Raw genomic sequence first — 15,708 nt, 5'->3', positions numbered from 1 at the left:
ATAGAAAGGATCATTATATGAAGAAAATTTTATCATTAATTTTATCAATTGGATTGGCAACAAGTCTTGTGACTGGATGTGCTTCTGGAGGGAATAAGAAGGCGGATTCGAAAGAAGTAACGATCGGTTATGTAAATTGGGCGGAGGGGATTGCGATGAGCAATCTGGCTGCAGCAATTTTGGAAGAGAAGATGGGCTATAAAGTAGATCTTGTTCTTGCCGATGTAGCGCCTGTGTTTACTTCGCTGGCAAGTGGGAACACCGATCTTTTTCTAGATACCTGGCTTCCAGTTACCCACGGAGAGTATTTAGAGAAATATGGGGATGATATTGTTGATTTAGGTGTTGAGAATGCGAATGCACGGATTGGTCTTGTTGTACCTTCTTACGTAGATATTAATAGTATTGAAGAATTAAACGAGAACAAGGATATGTTTGCTGGCAAGATCATCGGAATTGATTCAGGTGCAGGGATTATGAATGCAACTGAAAAAGCAATTGAACAGTATGGACTAGATTATGAACTGGTAAATGGGAGTGGTCCTGCAATGACTGCATCTTTAAAGAAAGCAATTGATAAGAAAGAACCAATCGTAGTTACTGGCTGGACTCCTCACTGGATGTTTGCCCGCTGGGATTTAAAGGTTCTGGAAGATCCGAAAGGGATTTACGGGGATGCGGAAAGCATTCATGCCTACAGCAGAAAAGGGTTTGAAAAAGATCAGCCAGAAGTTGCAAAATTCATTAAAAATTACAAGTTTTCAGATGAAGTACTGGCTGATTTAATGGGTGCGATTGAAGATGGGGATGATCCTCTTGCATCTGCAAAAGAATGGATGAACAACCATGAAGACCAGGTGAATGAATGGTTGGGCAAATAAATTAGGCGATGTTTTATAAAAACTAATTGTTTCTAAATAGTAGACAGGCAGAGAATATTAGTGGATTCTCTGCCTGCTTTTTCGATTCCGTATTTTATTGAATTTTTTTTCAAAAGAACCGTGACAATAGAATAGGAACATGATAAAATAACGTTTATGTAGACAATAAATGGTCAGACAGAATATTTTGATTACAAAAGGAGAATGACTATGGAGACCGATATGACAAGGGGAAATCCACTTCCAATTATTTTGAAATTCACACTTCCGCTTCTTATCGGTAATATATTTCAACAGCTATATAATATGGTAGATACTATTATTGTAGGCCGATTTGTGGGTTCAGATGCTTTGGCAGCAGTAGGTTCTACTGGGACGATTATGTTTCTGGTAATCGGTTTTTCGCAAGGGATGAGTACAGGGTTTACTGTACTTACCAGTCAGCGGTTTGGGGCGAGAGATGAAGAAGGAACAAAGAGGTCTGTAGCGAATGGAATCTTATTGTCTTTGTTTGTCGTGTTGATTATGACCACAGTCAGCCTGACTTTTATGCGTCCACTCTTAAAATTGATGAATACTCCGGCGAATATTACGACCGATGCGTATACTTATATATCAATTATCTGTATGGGGATTGCAGCAAACGTATTTTACAACTTATTTTCATCCTATTTGCGTTCGGTTGGAAACAGCAGGATTCCTCTTATGTTTCTTGTCTTTTCCGCTAGTTTTAACGTTGTTTTAGATTTGATTTTCATTATTGTTTTTCAACTTGGGGTGGCAGGTGCCGCTTGGGCAACGAATGTTTCCCAGGGAATTTCTGCCATTCTCTGTATTCTATATATAACGAAAAAAGTACCCGTTTTAACTCCTTTAAAATCGCACTGGAAACTACATCGTTATGAGTCTAGAATTCAGCTTTCAATTGGAATACCGATGGCGCTTCAATTTGCGATTACAGCGTCAGGGACTATTATCATGCAGTCTGCGGTGAATTTGTTCGGTTCTATCGCCGTAGCTTCCTACACGGCAGCCAATAAGTTCCAGAGCATGGTAATTCAGGGGATGATTGCGATGGGGCAGACGATGGCAACATACGTAGGCCAGAATTATGGAAAAGGTGATATTGGCAGAATCCGAAGAGGCGTGCGTGTTGCCATATTAACAGAGATTGTGTACGCAGTTGTATGCACGACTGTCGTGTATCTGTTGCTGCCGTATGCACTAAGACTGTTTTTCTCTAAAGATGTAGATATAACTGAAATTTTATCTTGGGCAAAGATATATAGTTATATGTGCGCAGCCTTTTACATTCCACTTGGTACTATCTTTATTTTCCGTAATGCAATGCAAGGCTGTGGATATGGGTTCCTACCTATGATGGGAGGTGTGGTGGAACTGGCCGCTAGAATGTTTACGGCTATTCTTGCTATACGTTTATTTAGTTATCCAATTGCCTGTGCCTGTGATCCATTGGCATGGTTAAGTGCTGCTTTGTTTACTGGAATATCTTATGTTTTTGTGATGAAAAAAGTAGAAAAAAACAGGACTTACAGGTCGGCAGGCTCCTCGTTATAATTTTCTCATTTTATTGTTGATTTCTAGAATAATATTTAGTATATTATGTAATAGATTATCTTAAGAAGTACTTGAAAGGGGAGCGCAATGATAAAAGTAGCTGTAGATGCCATGGGCGGTGATTATGCACCAATTCAAATGGTTGCAGGTGCCGTAGCGGCAGTGAATGCGAACAAAGAGATTCAGGTTCTCTTAGTAGGGAAGGAATCTATTGTATCTGAAGAACTTTCAAAACATGAATACAAGAAAGAACAGATACAGATAGTCAATGCCACAGAGGTAATCGAGACAGAAGAGTCACCAGTGAATGCAATAAGAAAGAAAAAAGATTCGTCAATTGTAGTTGGTATGAATCTGGTGAAGCACAAAGAAGCAGATGCATTTGTATCCGCGGGTAGTTCTGGAGCAATTCTGGTAGGTGGTCAGGTAATCGTTGGCCGCATCAAAGGGGTGGAAAGACCGCCCTTGGCTCCGCTTATTCCCACAGAAAAGGGAGCCTCCCTATTAATTGACTGTGGTGCCAACGTGGACGCAAGACCATCTCACCTGGTTCAGTTTGCCCGAATGGGATCTCTTTACATGGAACATGTTGCGGGGATCAAGAATCCGAGAGTTGCGATTGTTAACATCGGAGCAGAGGAAGAGAAGGGAAATGCACTGGTTAAGGAAACCTTTCCACTGTTAAAGGAATGCAAGGATATTAATTTTACTGGGAGCATTGAAGCCAGGGAAATCCCCCATGGCGGTGCAGATGTGATTGTATGTGAAGCATTTGTTGGCAATGTGATTTTGAAACTGTTTGAAGGTGTGGGAGCAACCTTAATTAATAAGGTGAAAAGCGGTATGATGGGAAGTTTACGGAGTAAAATCGGAGCGCTCCTTGTAAAACCTGCTTTGAAGGAAACGCTGAAATCATTTGATTCTTCTCAGTACGGAGGAGCACCACTCCTTGGACTGAATGGACTTGTGGTAAAGACACATGGAAATTCAAAGGCCATTGAAGTGAAAAATGCAATTCTTCAATGCGTAACTTTCAATGAACAGGGAATTAATGATAAGATAAGAGAGAGTCTTAAAATTGGTGAAGCGAAACAACAATAGGAGAGAGGAAGGAAAAGAAATGGAATTTGAAAAGTTACAGAAAATTATTGCAGAGGTATTGAATATTGAGGCAGATGAGATCAACATGAACGCTACATTTGTGGATGATTTGGGAGCGGATTCACTTGATGTATTCCAGATTGTTATGGGAATTGAAGAGGAATTTGATATTGAAATTCCCACGGAAGTGGCAGAAAATATTGTCAGTGTCAGTGATGCAGTAGAACAGATCAAGAATGCTTTAAATTAATAGATGTGGGTGCTGCTATAGACGGAAAAGTCTGGTCGCGGCACCTTCTTTCATAATATGAAAAGAGGATCAATGATGAGTAAAAATGTAAAAGAATTGGAAGAGAGGATTGGCTATCAGTTTACGGACAGGCATTTACTAGTTCAGGCCATGACACATAGCTCCTATGCCAATGAACATCGTTTGAATAAATTAGAATGCAATGAAAGACTGGAGTTTTTAGGAGATGCTGTACTGGAAGTTGTTTCCAGTGACTGTCTATATCATAAGTATACGGACAAACCAGAAGGAGATTTGACAAAGATCCGTGCAAGTATTGTCTGCGAACCCACACTTGCTTATTGCGCCGAAGATTTAAAACTTGGATCTTATTTGCTTTTAGGGAAAGGAGAGGAAGCAACGGGAGGCAGAGGCAGGGCTTCCATTGTATCGGATGCCATGGAAGCGCTAATAGGAGCTATTTATCTGGACGGTGGTTTTGCTAATGCAAAAGAGTTCATCCTGCATTTTATTATGAATGATCTGGAACACAAGCAGCTCTTTTATGATAGCAAGACTATCTTGCAGGAGGTTGTTCAGAGTAAAACAGACGAGCTGCTAAGCTACGAACTAATAAGGGAAGAAGGTCCGGATCATAATAAGGTGTTTGAAACAGAAGTAAAGGTTGGTCGTGAAGTGATCGGCACTGGGACTGGAAGAACAAAAAAGGCGGCGGAGCAGGTTGCTGCATATCATGGAATTTTAAAGCTGAAAAATATGGAAAAGAAAGGGCAGTCCATTTAAGGGTTGTCAGCGTGAAATATGTATTTGAAAAGTATTGAGATACAGGGTTTTAAATCGTTTGCTAATAAGATATTATTTGACTTTCACAATGGAATCACCGGCATTGTTGGACCAAATGGCAGCGGTAAAAGCAATGTTGCAGATGCAGTACGCTGGGTTCTTGGGGAACAGAAGGTGAAACAACTTCGTAGTTCCAGTATGCAGGATGTTATTTTTTCCGGAACAGAATTACGAAAGCCACAGGGATTTGCCTATGTGGCAATTACACTAGATAACTCAGATCATCATCTAGCGATTGAATATGATCAGGTGACCGTTTCCCGAAGAGTGTACCGTTCTGGGGAAAGTGAGTACAGAATCAATGGAAGTGCCTGCCGGTTAAAGGATATTCATGAGTTGTTTTACGATACAGGGATTGGTAAGGAAGGGTATTCCATCATAGGTCAGGGGCAGATCGATAAGATCTTAAGTGGAAAACCAGAGGAACGAAGAGAATTATTTGATGAAGCGGCAGGAATTGTAAAGTTTAAAAGGAGAAAAGCGATTGCACTAAAGAAGCTGGAAGGGGAGAAGCAAAATCTGGTTCGTGTTAATGATATTTTGACGGAGCTTGAAAAGCAAGTGGAGCCTCTTGCCAGGCAATCGGAATCGGCCAGGGAATACCTTCGATTAAAAGAAGAATTAAAACAATACGATGTGAATCAGTTTTTAATGGAATCAGAAAATCTTCGGATTCAAATGAAGGAACTTAAAGAGAAAGAAACCATCGTTGAAAAAGATCTGGAAGATGCAAAAAAGTCATCGGAAACCATCAGAGCGCAGTATGAGACGCTGGATACATATTTAACTCAGTTGGATGAAGCCATTAATGAAGAACGGAATGAAAAGAATCGATATGATATGGAGTCTGGAAATCTGGAAGGGCGTATCAACGTACTGAATGAGCAGATTCGTGCCGAACAGATGAACGCAGAGCATATTAGTGGTCGTGTGCAGACCATTCATTCTGAAATAGATCGGAAAAAAGAGCAAGCAAAGGACTATGAGAAAGAGCGATCTGCAATTGCGGATTCTGTAGCTGCAGCTATGGCACGGCGAAAGAAAGCAGAGGAAGTACTTTCAGCAGAAGATGAAAAAATACACCTTTTAGAACAGCAGATAGAAGAAGGAAAAGGTACAATTATTGATTTTCTAAATGAGAAAGCATCACTGAAAGCCAAACAGCAGCGTTATGAGACCATGCTTGAGCAGGTGGCTGTACGTCGTTCTGAAGTATGTCAGAAATTGTTAAAATTTAAAAGTGACGAGTCCGAGCAAGAAGAACAGATTACTGTCTTAAGACGAGAATCAGATGAAATTGAAAGAGATCTAGCCAAAAGGGATGAGTCACAGGCGACCAGCGAAAGCAGGACGGAGGAACTGGAAAAGGGAGTCAAACAGCTTAATATTACATTAAATGACAAACATCAAGAGTATCACACCAGTTCCACTAAGCTAGAGTCTCTACATAACATTGTGGAGCGATATGAGGGATATGGGGGCAGCATTCGCAGGGTTATGGAAGCAAAGGGAAGGATACGTGGCATACATGGTGTTGTTGCGGATTTAATCACAGTTCCTAAAAAGTATGAAATTGCCATTGAAACAGCGCTTGGTGGAAGCATACAGAATATTGTTACAGATTCTGAGGAAACAGCCAAGGGCCTAATCGATTATCTAAAGAAAAACCGCTATGGACGTGCAACCTTTCTTCCTCTTACCAGTATTGGAAGTAAGAACCAATTTCATCAGGATAAAGCATTGGATGAACCGGGAGTTCTCGGTTTGGCAAATACGTTGGTTGAGACGGATGGGAAATACGAAGGATTGATCAATTATCTCCTTGGAAGAGTGGTCGTAGTGGATACCATAGACCATGCTATATTTTTAGCAAAAAAATACAAATATTCTTTACGAATTGTCACTTTAGAAGGGGAACTCTTAAGTGCTGGTGGGTCCATGACAGGTGGTGCATTTAAGAATACCAGCAATCTTCTGGGACGAAAGCGGGAAATAGAGGAACTAGAAGATATCTGCACCAGAGTACGAAAGGAAATGGAACAAATCAGAACAGAACTGGTCTTGAATGAGGGTCTTCTTGTAGAAAGCAAGGAAGAACTAGAACGGAACCGAAAGGAAAAACAGCAGTTATATTTAAGACAGAATACGGTAAACCTAAATTTACATCGTATAGAGGACAAAAAGGCGGAGATCATAGAATCTTACGAAGACCTCGAACGAGAAAACACCCAGCTCGAACTGCAGATCAAAGAGATAGACGTAAGCAGAAGAGAATTGATTGTTTCTACGGAAGAATTAGAGAAACGAAGTCTGGCTACCAATGGAGATTTGGATGAATGGGATCAAATTCTTTTACAGGCAAGGAGTGAGAGAGAGAAGTCTTTAAACGATTACTCAGAAATCCAGCTGGCTACATCTACTTTAAAACAAAAGGATGATTTTGAGTTAGAAAACATAAAACGTGTGAATGATGATATAAAAAAGCTAGAGGATGAATTATCTGGGCTATCGAATGGAACTGAAAGTTCGGAACAGGTGATAGAAGGCAAACAGAATGAAATTCAAGAAGTTAAAAAACGAATGGAAGAATTAAAAGAAAAAGTCCTTACCCTGGAACAGTCTTTTCAAGAAAAGATATTTAAGAAAGAAGAGAAAACCAAACAGCAGAAAGACCTTTTGCAAAAAAGAGAAGAACGAACTGGACGAATCGGTTTGCTTGATAAAGAGTTGTTTCGGTTACAAAGCCAAAATGAGAAATTAGATGAACGAATGGAATCTCATGTTAATTATATGTGGAACGAATACGAATTAACCTTTTCAACGGCAGAAACCCTTAGAAAGAAAGAGTGGACGTCGTTATCTGACATCAAACGTATGATAGCTTCTTTAAAAGAAGACATTCATAAGTTAGGAAACGTCAATGTTAATGCCATTGAGGATTATAAAGAAGTAGCACAGCGGTATGAATTTATGAAGTCCCAGCATGATGATCTAGTGATTGCAGAAGGAACTCTTTTAAAAATCATTGAAGAACTAGATACTGGAATGCGCCGTCAGTTTGATGAGAAATTCCGAGAAATAAAAGCGGAATTTGATCAGGTGTTTAAAGAACTCTTCGGAGGTGGACGAGGGACGCTGGAACTTGTTGAAGACGAGGATATATTAGAAGCAGGGATTCAGATTATCTCCCAGCCACCAGGTAAAAAGCTCCAGAATATGATGCAGCTTTCTGGTGGAGAAAAAGCGTTAACTGCCATCGCCCTTTTGTTTGCCATTCAAAATTTAAAGCCATCTCCATTTTGTCTTCTTGATGAGATAGAAGCTGCGCTTGATGATTCCAATGTTGACCGCTTTGCAAATTACCTGCATAAGCTGACGAAATATACGCAGTTTATCGTAATTACACACAGACGTGGAACGATGATAACTGCAGACCGGCTGTATGGGATTACCATGCAGGAAAAAGGGGTTTCAACGTTAGTATCTGTAAACCTGATTGAAGAAGATTTAGAAAGTAAAGGAGGCTGACTATGGGAGAAAAAAAAGGATTTTTCGGAAAACTGGTAGCTGGATTGCAAAAGACGAGAGACAATATTATCTCAGGAGTGGATTCCATTTTCAGTGGTTTTTCAGCAATCGACGATGAATTTTATGAAGAAATCGAAGAAATTCTTATTATGGGCGATTTGGGGATTCAAACAACCATGTCCATTGTGGAAGATTTAAGAAAGAAGATCAAAGAAAAGAATATCAAAGACCCTTCCGAGTGTAAGCAGCTCTTGATGGATAGCATCATTGAACAGATGGATCTTGGAGAGAATGCATATGAATTTGAAAACCGTAAGTCCGTACTTCTAGTAATTGGTGTGAATGGAGTAGGGAAAACCACTTCTGTGGGAAAATTGGCGGGTCAGATGAAGGATGAAGGAAAGAAAGTGATTGTTGCAGCAGCGGATACCTTTCGTGCAGCAGCAATTGAACAGCTTACCGAATGGTCCATACGAGCGAAAGTGGATATTATTGCCCAACAAGAAGGTTCCGATCCTGCAGCTGTGGTATTCGATGCAGTCGCTGCGGCTAAATCAAGGAATGCGGACTTGTTGATCTGTGATACGGCAGGACGTTTGCATAACAAAAAGAATTTAATGGAAGAATTAAAAAAGATTAATCGGATTATTGATAAGGAATATCCAGATGCATATCGGGAAACTTTGGTGGTTTTAGATGGAACCACGGGGCAGAATGCATTGGTTCAGGCAAAGCAGTTTATGGAGGTAGCAGACGTTACTGGAATAATTTTGACAAAGCTTGACGGTACTGCAAAAGGGGGAATTGCAGTAGCAATTCAGTCTGAATTAGGAATCCCAGTTAAATATATAGGAATTGGAGAAAAAATTGATGACTTGCAAAAGTTCAATGCAAAAGAGTTCGTAGATGCATTGTTTCACGTAGAAGATAAAACGGAGGTATAGAGTATGTTGACATTGGATAAGTTTGAAGAAGCTTCAGAAGTCGTAAGTAAAGTCACTCTGGAAACGAAGCTTGTGTACAGTGAGTATTTTTCCACACAGACTGGAAATAAAGTATACTTTAAACCGGAAAATATGCAGTATACTGGTGCCTATAAGGTAAGAGGAGCTTACTATAAGATTAGTACACTTACAGAAGAAGAAAAAGCAAAGGGGCTGATTACTGCTTCTGCTGGAAATCATGCTCAGGGCGTTGCATACGCAGCTAAACTGGCAGGAATTCCTGCAACCATTGTTATGCCGACTACAACTCCACTTATAAAGGTGAACCGAACCAAAGGATACGGAGCAGAGGTAATTCTGAAAGGGGATGTATTTGACGAGGCGTGTAATTATGCGTATCAGTTGGCAGAGGAACGAAGCCTTACCTTTGTTCATCCGTTTAATGACTTAGATATCGCAACGGGTCAGGGCACCATTGCAATGGAGATTATAAAAGAACTCCCTACGATTGATTACATTCTGGTTCCAATTGGAGGAGGCGGTCTTTGCACCGGTGTCTCAACACTTGCGAAGATGCTGAATCCTAAAATTAAAGTCATAGGTGTGGAACCAGCGGGAGCAAACTGCATGCAGGAGTCTATCCGACAGGGAAAGGTGGTTTCTCTTCCTGATGTCAATACCATTGCAGATGGAACGGCTGTTAAATGTCCTGGGGATAAACTGTTTTCTTACATCCAGGAGAATGTGGATGAGATCATTACAATCGAAGATTCTGAACTAATTGTTGCTTTTTTGGATATGGTTGAGAATCACAAAATGGTTGTAGAAAATTCAGGTCTTTTAACGGTTGCCGCATTGAAACACATGAAAGTGGATAACAAGAAAATCGTATCTATTTTAAGTGGCGGGAATATGGATGTGATTACGATGTCTTCAATTGTTCAATTAGGATTGATTCAGAGAGACCGTATCTTTACAGTGTCTATTCTTCTTCCAGACAAACCGGGTGAGCTTGCGAAAGTATCTGCACTTCTTGCAAAGGAACAGGGGAATGTTATTCGTTTGGAGCACAACCAGTTTATCACCATTAACCGGAATTCGGCAGTGGAACTTAGAATTACTCTAGAGGCGTTTGGGACAGATCATAAAAATAAAATTATGGCTGCACTTACTGCAGAAAATTATCGTCCAAAGCTTGTGAAATCCAAAGGAACCTATGGAGAGTAATGTAACATAGTACGAAATAAAAAGACAGATGAAAAAGGGGATTACCTTTCGCATCTGTCTTTTTTGAATGTATTATAGATTATCTAGGGCTTTCTGTACATTTCCTGCCATCCGGACGGATACGGGGTAGGTTTCTTTGTTGTCCATAAGCAAAAGAGATTCATTTCTGGAATATTTCACAACATGTTTTAGATTGACGATAGCAGAACGGCTGCATTGGCAGAACGCTGAATTTAAACCGGCTTTTATTTCTTTTAATGAGCCAGTGATCTGACGAATGCCATTTTTCGTATGGATAATAACTTTGTGACAGCCACTTCCAGTTGAAAATGCAACAATATCATTTTGATCCAGTACCAGAGATGTCTTATCGATCTTTATAGACAGAAGATGATTTCTGGACTCTAATTGGGATCTATAGTTGTTCTCTGCATTTTTTATGCAAGAACAGAATTGCTCCGGTAAGGTCTTTGGATCACCTTTTACAATAAAATCCATTGCTTCTACTTTATAACGAAAGGTTAGAAGGGCCATCTCACTGTGAGTGGTAACAAATACAATATAACCGCGCGGGTCATATTTGCGTATTTCCTGTGCTAGTTCGATTCCATTTATAGCTGCGTTTAAATCAATATCCAAAAAATAAAGTCCTATGGTATCGGATTTCTTTCGAATGGTTAGCAGCTCTTTTGGTGATGCAATGGCGCAGTATAATTTTGTTTCGGTCGCATTCATGAGCAAGTATTTAGTAATAATATCTTTCCAGTGTAATAATTGCTGTTCGTCGTCTTCGCATAGATAAATGTGTATCATACTTACTCCTCTTAGACAACTTCTTCTAAAATTAATTCCTGCGTGAAGTAAGGTTGTTCGTATGTAGTATTCCACTCAGTCTGCTGGTAGTTTTCTAATAGAGCAGATACGTTATATAGTCCCACGCCCCGGTTTTCACCTTTTGTAGAGATGCCATGGGTGCACAATTGGGAGATGGGAAGCGCAGGGGGTAATGACGTGTTTCGAATGATTAGATATAAATTATTTTCGCGGTAAAACATACAAAACCTTAAATCTTTTTCTTCTGTTTCAAGGGAAGCCTCGATGGCATTGTCAATAAAGATACCTACAATCCTTGATAAATCCAAGGAATCCATAGGAACCTTTTCGATGTTTTCGGTTAATTCGATCTCAAGTTGAATCCCTATTTCCATAGCGTATATAAATTTAGATGATAGCAGGCTCTTTAATGCAGTATCTCTGATGTTCGACAATGCCCCCAATTTGGTATCTGACTCTGCAAATGAATGGCTGAGGGGTAATACCTTCTCTCCATAGTACTCCATTAAGCTTTTCATATCATTGTCATACATAAATCCTGACATAGTGCTTAGTATATTGATGTGATCGTGTTTAAACTTGCGCATGGTGTGATAGGAATGCTCCAGACGTTCTGTATATAACTGTAGATTCTCGTACTGTATAATGCGATGCTTATAGGCTTGTTCTCCCACTGTAATCTGATAAATGGAATACATCAAATAAGAGGTAATCACAAATAAAAGAAGGAACATAATCCCGTTTAATGCAATGACTCCATAGTTATATCCCAAACGTTCGCCATAGGAAAAATTGAACACAAAAAAGAAAACCAGTAAAAAAAGGTCAATAAAAATTGCTTTTAACATGTATCGGTTTTTCAGGTACCTGGATATATTTAATTTTGCATGAATAAACCACCCAAGTAATTTTGTTGTTATGCCGCAAAATATACAGTAGATAATAGAAAATATAATGGTTAAGTTGCTATGGGAAAGTAATTCTGACATACTCATATTCAATAGATAACCAGCAAGCCACATACCAACATAGTTAAAAGTAATAGAATATAAATAACCAAACAAATAACAAGACAAACTAAAAATATCAAATTTAGTAAACCAAAAAATTAAAAGCAATAATCCGCCACTGATTATAAAAGAACAGACTTGCCCTAAAATTGGATTGAAAAAATAAGCGATCGTAAAGATATATAGAAAAATTAAAAATTTCTTTTTGAAAATTAGTTTGTTTGGTAGTAAATTGACACATGAAAAATAGCTACAGAGACTTCCTGTTAATGAATAGATAAAATATGTCATGTATATCACCTCTTTAATCAATGCCTTTATTTTACCTTGTTCCAATTGGAAAGTAAAGGAAATTGTGTAAAAATCAGACATATTTTACGCTTAAGATAAAATTTGCTACGAAAATTAAAAAAACATTTCTTAATGGAAAGTTATGGTAATATTAAGATAATGGTGGTGAAAAAATGAGTATTACTAAAATTTCGTTTGTTTTATGCAATTGGATGAGTCGCATTAATCACAAAAGTCAAGAAGAAAATACTATCATACAATACGGCATAGAGTTATTGCTGGACAACCTTCTTAAATACATAATGATCCAATTAATTGGAATTTTAATAGGAAAAGGGTTTGAAACTTTTGTTGTATTGGTTGCTTTTTGTAGTTTGAGGCTACAGGCAGGTGGCATTCATGCCAAAACAGGAATTGGTTGTGGAATCAGTATGGTTATGATATGGGGGACATCTTTATTAGCAGGAGAGTATGTTCCGATTGGTATGGTTTATATCCCTTATATTTATATTTGCTCTTTAATTGTCATTTTATTTTGTGTGCCAAGGACCATTAACATAGAATATTTCAGCCAACAAGAGATTATTAAGAAGAAGCTATATTCGTTTGTTATTTTAACGGTTTTTGTTGTAGTTGCTTTTTTGTTTCCTTTCTTAAAAGAGCTGCTAGTTTATCCAGTAATTATAGAAGTAGTGCTGTTACTTCCTATAAAGCAAGGATTAAACAGAGGGGACAATTGGGGGAATCTATAATAAAATAGAGCATTATGATGAAGCAGAAAAATACGAATTCGAAAAAAGAAAGGAGTACTACAATGAAAGAAAAATTTGTGAAGAGTTTGCAAAAAACATTGGAGAGAGTCTCACTTAATTCAGTTGGGAAGAGCATCCCGGTTACTATGTACGAGCGAAAGATCCCAGATGCAGTAATTAGAAAAAGCAGATTGAAAAACGAACATAAATAACACGCAAATTGATAAAGGAATACAGGTGAGAGTACGGTTGAAAGAACGTTTATTATATAGAATTCGAATGCTGGAGAAAAAAATATCAGAAGAATCTGCGTACAAAAGCATCACATCAAAACGTAGAAGCAGAAAGATTATTCCAGAAGAATATTTTATTGAGGTGATTACGACAATTCCTGAGAGGAAAACATTTATAAATTATGATGAACTTTAAACTTTTTTATGGAATGTCACTGTTTAAAAACAGATGCAGAAGATAGGATTCGTCCTACGTGCATCTGTTTTTTTATAGATCGGTAAATTGCTACTTGATTTCCTCTAACGAATTACTAGGTTCCGCTACCATAGAAAAATTAGTATGGTAAATAACAAATCCGGGTGCGGCGCCAGCTACTTTTTTAATCTGTTTTCTCTGAATATAATCAACTTCAACTTTGTCATTTTCCCTGCCTTTGGAATAATAAGCGGCCAGTGCACCGGCTTCTTCATAGGCAGCATCCGATAGATCCTTCCCTTCTGATTTCACAATGACATGAGAACCTGGCATCCCTTTGGCATGAAACCACCAGTCATTGCCATTTGCCATCTTAAAGGTCAGTTCTTCATTCTGATAATTGTTCTTTCCTACATAGATATGAAATCCGTCGGACGTGAGGTAATGAAACGGTTTGCTTGTGATTTTAGGCTTTTTATCTCCGCTACGCCGATGTTTTACATAGCCGTATTCCATTAATTCTTCCTTAATTTGTACCAGATCTTCTTCTAACCGTGCGATGTCAAGAGAGGAACTCACCGATTCTAAATGGTCGATTTCCTGTTTGGTTTCCTTAAGCTGCTCCGTCACAGCTTCAAACGTACGTTTTGATTTGTTGTATTTATCAAAGTATTTCTGTGCGTTCTCTTTTGCCGATAACTGATCATTGAGGGGGATTGTAATATCTTCATTGGTGTAATAATTCAAACAGGTTAATTTCTTTTCGCCACCAGTTAATTCATAACCATACGTATTTAGCAGTTCTCCATATATTTTAAACTTGTCTTTTTTTTCTGTATCTTTTAGCTGTTTTTCTTGAAGGTCGTATTTTTTATAATTGCGATCCAATGCAATCTGAACAATTTTGCGCAAATCCACTGATTTCTGACGAATTCGGGTGATGGCGTTTTTGGATGCATAATAAAATTCCAAAAGAGAACTAATGGAATCAAAACTCTTTGCGGCATACCCATCTCCCTGGAAACAGGTTAAAGGCAATGCTGAAAATTCAACTGGTTCCTCGTTTTTAAAGATAATATTAGGAGTGAAATTCCCCTTTTTCACATCTTCCATCATCAAAGTAAACATCCCATATAGATGAACCAGTTCCAACCGAGTTAATTCATTGGCAGAATGATCTCCATCAAGGGACGCGAGCGTACAGAGCTCATGCGCTATAATGGGACTGATTCCAGTCATCTTTAAATAAAGTGCTTTCTGTATAGGAGAAGCAGTTCCTCCGATAATATCTATAAATTCATCTTCCGTAATCGTCAATGGATCTTTTTTTTCGACTGTATTGGGTATAAAATAAGCTCTACCAGGTAATACCTCCCGGATAGAACTGATCTGCGCCGAGATATGTTTGATACTGTCTAGAATCATATCATCGTCATTACAGAAGATAATATTGCTATGTTTTCCCATGATTTCTATTCTTAATTTCTTGGTTCTTCTGTCTCCTAATTCATCTAGGTGTTCCACATCGATACATATAATACGCTCCAGACCGGGCTGGCTGATCCGGGTGATCCTTCCATTTCCAATATGTTTTCTTAATAGCATACAAAAATTTGGAGCAGTCAAAGGACTTTGCTTATTGTTTTCCGTAAAATAAAGTAAGGGGAGACTGGCACTTGCAGATATTAATAGCCTCCACGTGTTTTTCTGATTTTTAATTGTAAACAGCAGTTCATCTTTTTCCGGCTGGGCGATTTTTGCTATTTTACCACCTTCCAGCCGTAGTTTCATTTCTGCTGTAATATTTGCCATAACTATTCCATCTAATGCCATTGTCTGATTCCTCCGATAAATGGTCTCTATAATAGGAACAGTATATCACAGAAACAAATTTATGTAAAATTTAAAACTATTGTCAACCGTTTTTGAAAATGTCCCGAAAAAGTTTTAACATAAGCACCAGTTTTCTGGTGCTTGATTTAACTAGGTACTATTAGTTTTTGGGTAACTTTAATAAAACTACAGTTACCTGCTTGTAAA

14 protein-coding genes are annotated in these 15,708 nt (G+C 38.5%); 11 read left to right on the top strand and 3 right to left on the bottom strand.

All coding sequences use genetic code 11. The annotated features are described in order from the left end of the window. The first annotated feature begins 17 nt into the window (after nucleotides 1–17). The 8 genes from EFT72_RS13450 (at nucleotide 18) to ilvA (ending at nucleotide 10,352) form a co-directional block, all read left to right on the top strand. Entirely contained in the window at nucleotides 18–881 is an 864-nt protein-coding gene (locus EFT72_RS13450; protein ID WP_206426656.1) for a glycine betaine ABC transporter substrate-binding protein, read from the top strand. 210 nt (nucleotides 882–1,091) lie between these two features. Beyond that, entirely contained in the window at nucleotides 1,092–2,459 is a 1,368-nt protein-coding gene (locus EFT72_RS13445) for an MATE family efflux transporter (protein ID WP_124067439.1), read from the top strand. Nucleotides 2,460–2,546: 87 nt separating this feature from the next. Beyond that, a complete protein-coding gene (plsX, locus tag EFT72_RS13440) occupies nucleotides 2,547–3,560 on the top strand; it encodes a phosphate acyltransferase PlsX (protein ID WP_124067438.1) in 1,014 nt (337 codons plus the stop codon). A 19-nt stretch (nucleotides 3,561–3,579) separates the two neighbouring features. Beyond that, nucleotides 3,580–3,810: an acyl carrier protein gene (gene acpP, locus EFT72_RS13435; protein WP_124067437.1), complete on the top strand. Its 231-nt coding sequence runs from the start codon at nucleotides 3,580–3,582 to the stop codon at nucleotides 3,808–3,810. Between the two features lie 75 nt (nucleotides 3,811–3,885). After that, nucleotides 3,886–4,593, top strand: coding sequence for a ribonuclease III (gene rnc / locus EFT72_RS13430; protein ID WP_124067535.1), 708 nt, complete (start codon nucleotides 3,886–3,888; stop codon nucleotides 4,591–4,593). An 18-nt stretch (nucleotides 4,594–4,611) separates the two neighbouring features. Then, nucleotides 4,612–8,181: a chromosome segregation protein SMC gene (gene smc, locus EFT72_RS13425; RefSeq protein WP_124067436.1), complete on the top strand. Its 3,570-nt coding sequence runs from the start codon at nucleotides 4,612–4,614 to the stop codon at nucleotides 8,179–8,181. A 2-nt stretch (nucleotides 8,182–8,183) separates the two neighbouring features. Beyond that, nucleotides 8,184–9,125: a signal recognition particle-docking protein FtsY gene (gene ftsY / locus EFT72_RS13420; protein WP_124067435.1), complete on the top strand. Its 942-nt coding sequence runs from the start codon at nucleotides 8,184–8,186 to the stop codon at nucleotides 9,123–9,125. Nucleotides 9,126–9,128: 3 nt separating this feature from the next. After that, nucleotides 9,129–10,352, top strand: a complete 1,224-nt coding sequence (gene ilvA / locus EFT72_RS13415; RefSeq protein WP_124067434.1) for a threonine ammonia-lyase — start codon at nucleotides 9,129–9,131, stop codon at nucleotides 10,350–10,352. A 72-nt stretch (nucleotides 10,353–10,424) separates the two neighbouring features. On the opposite strand, the gene EFT72_RS13410 is transcribed toward ilvA, so the two are convergent. Beyond that, complete coding sequence (locus tag EFT72_RS13410; RefSeq protein ID WP_124067433.1) at nucleotides 10,425–11,165, bottom strand: LytTR family DNA-binding domain-containing protein; 741 nt, start codon at nucleotides 11,163–11,165, stop codon at nucleotides 10,425–10,427. 11 nt (nucleotides 11,166–11,176) lie between these two features. Beyond that, the gene (locus tag EFT72_RS19315; RefSeq protein ID WP_164473161.1) at nucleotides 11,177–12,034 is read right to left on the bottom strand and encodes an ATP-binding protein; all 858 of its coding nucleotides are present in this window, start codon (nucleotides 12,032–12,034) and stop codon (nucleotides 11,177–11,179) included. 626 nt (nucleotides 12,035–12,660) lie between these two features. On the opposite strand from EFT72_RS19315, the gene EFT72_RS13400 reads away from it, so the two are divergent. The 3 genes from EFT72_RS13400 to EFT72_RS13390 all read left to right on the top strand — a co-directional run bounded on the left by EFT72_RS13400 (nucleotide 12,661) and on the right by EFT72_RS13390 (nucleotide 13,668). After that, nucleotides 12,661–13,239: an accessory gene regulator B family protein gene (locus EFT72_RS13400; protein ID WP_124067431.1), complete on the top strand. Its 579-nt coding sequence runs from the start codon at nucleotides 12,661–12,663 to the stop codon at nucleotides 13,237–13,239. Nucleotides 13,240–13,301: 62 nt separating this feature from the next. After that, on the top strand, nucleotides 13,302–13,451 hold the full coding sequence (locus tag EFT72_RS13395) for an exodeoxyribonuclease V subunit alpha (RefSeq protein WP_124067430.1): 150 nt from the start codon (nucleotides 13,302–13,304) through the stop codon (nucleotides 13,449–13,451). A gap of 37 nt (nucleotides 13,452–13,488) precedes the next feature. Continuing rightward, on the top strand, nucleotides 13,489–13,668 hold the full coding sequence (locus EFT72_RS13390) for a hypothetical protein (protein ID WP_124067429.1): 180 nt from the start codon (nucleotides 13,489–13,491) through the stop codon (nucleotides 13,666–13,668). Between the two features lie 90 nt (nucleotides 13,669–13,758). On the opposite strand, the gene EFT72_RS13385 is transcribed toward EFT72_RS13390, so the two are convergent. Next, nucleotides 13,759–15,501, bottom strand: a complete 1,743-nt coding sequence (locus EFT72_RS13385; RefSeq protein WP_124067428.1) for an NFACT RNA binding domain-containing protein — start codon at nucleotides 15,499–15,501, stop codon at nucleotides 13,759–13,761. Nucleotides 15,502–15,708 lie beyond the last annotated feature (207 nt).

This window comes from Clostridium sp. E02, from assembly GCF_003833015.1.
Taxonomy (GTDB): domain Bacteria; phylum Bacillota; class Clostridia; order Lachnospirales; family Lachnospiraceae; genus Lacrimispora.
Note: the sequence above shows the minus strand (reverse complement) of the source record. Positions and strands in the feature narration are given on the sequence as shown.

What these genes read in the sequence shown, in the direction of transcription:
- EFT72_RS13450 (WP_206426656.1), top strand. Translation starts at nt 18, where the DNA reads ATGAAGAAAATTTTATCATTAATTTTATCAATTGGATTGGCAACAAGT.
- EFT72_RS13445 (WP_124067439.1), top strand. Translation starts at nt 1,092, where the DNA reads ATGGAGACCGATATGACAAGGGGAAATCCACTTCCAATTATTTTGAAA.
- plsX (WP_124067438.1), top strand. Translation starts at nt 2,547, where the DNA reads ATGATAAAAGTAGCTGTAGATGCCATGGGCGGTGATTATGCACCAATT.
- acpP (WP_124067437.1), top strand. Translation starts at nt 3,580, where the DNA reads ATGGAATTTGAAAAGTTACAGAAAATTATTGCAGAGGTATTGAATATT.
- rnc (WP_124067535.1), top strand. Translation starts at nt 3,886, where the DNA reads ATGAGTAAAAATGTAAAAGAATTGGAAGAGAGGATTGGCTATCAGTTT.
- smc (WP_124067436.1), top strand. Translation starts at nt 4,612, where the DNA reads ATGTATTTGAAAAGTATTGAGATACAGGGTTTTAAATCGTTTGCTAAT.
- ftsY (WP_124067435.1), top strand. Translation starts at nt 8,184, where the DNA reads ATGGGAGAAAAAAAAGGATTTTTCGGAAAACTGGTAGCTGGATTGCAA.
- ilvA (WP_124067434.1), top strand. Translation starts at nt 9,129, where the DNA reads ATGTTGACATTGGATAAGTTTGAAGAAGCTTCAGAAGTCGTAAGTAAA.
- EFT72_RS13410 (WP_124067433.1), bottom strand. Translation starts at nt 11,165, where the DNA reads ATGATACACATTTATCTATGCGAAGACGACGAACAGCAATTATTACAC.
- EFT72_RS19315 (WP_164473161.1), bottom strand. Translation starts at nt 12,034, where the DNA reads ATGTTAAAAGCAATTTTTATTGACCTTTTTTTACTGGTTTTCTTTTTT.
- EFT72_RS13400 (WP_124067431.1), top strand. Translation starts at nt 12,661, where the DNA reads ATGAGTATTACTAAAATTTCGTTTGTTTTATGCAATTGGATGAGTCGC.
- EFT72_RS13395 (WP_124067430.1), top strand. Translation starts at nt 13,302, where the DNA reads ATGAAAGAAAAATTTGTGAAGAGTTTGCAAAAAACATTGGAGAGAGTC.
- EFT72_RS13385 (WP_124067428.1), bottom strand. Translation starts at nt 15,501, where the DNA reads ATGGCATTAGATGGAATAGTTATGGCAAATATTACAGCAGAAATGAAA.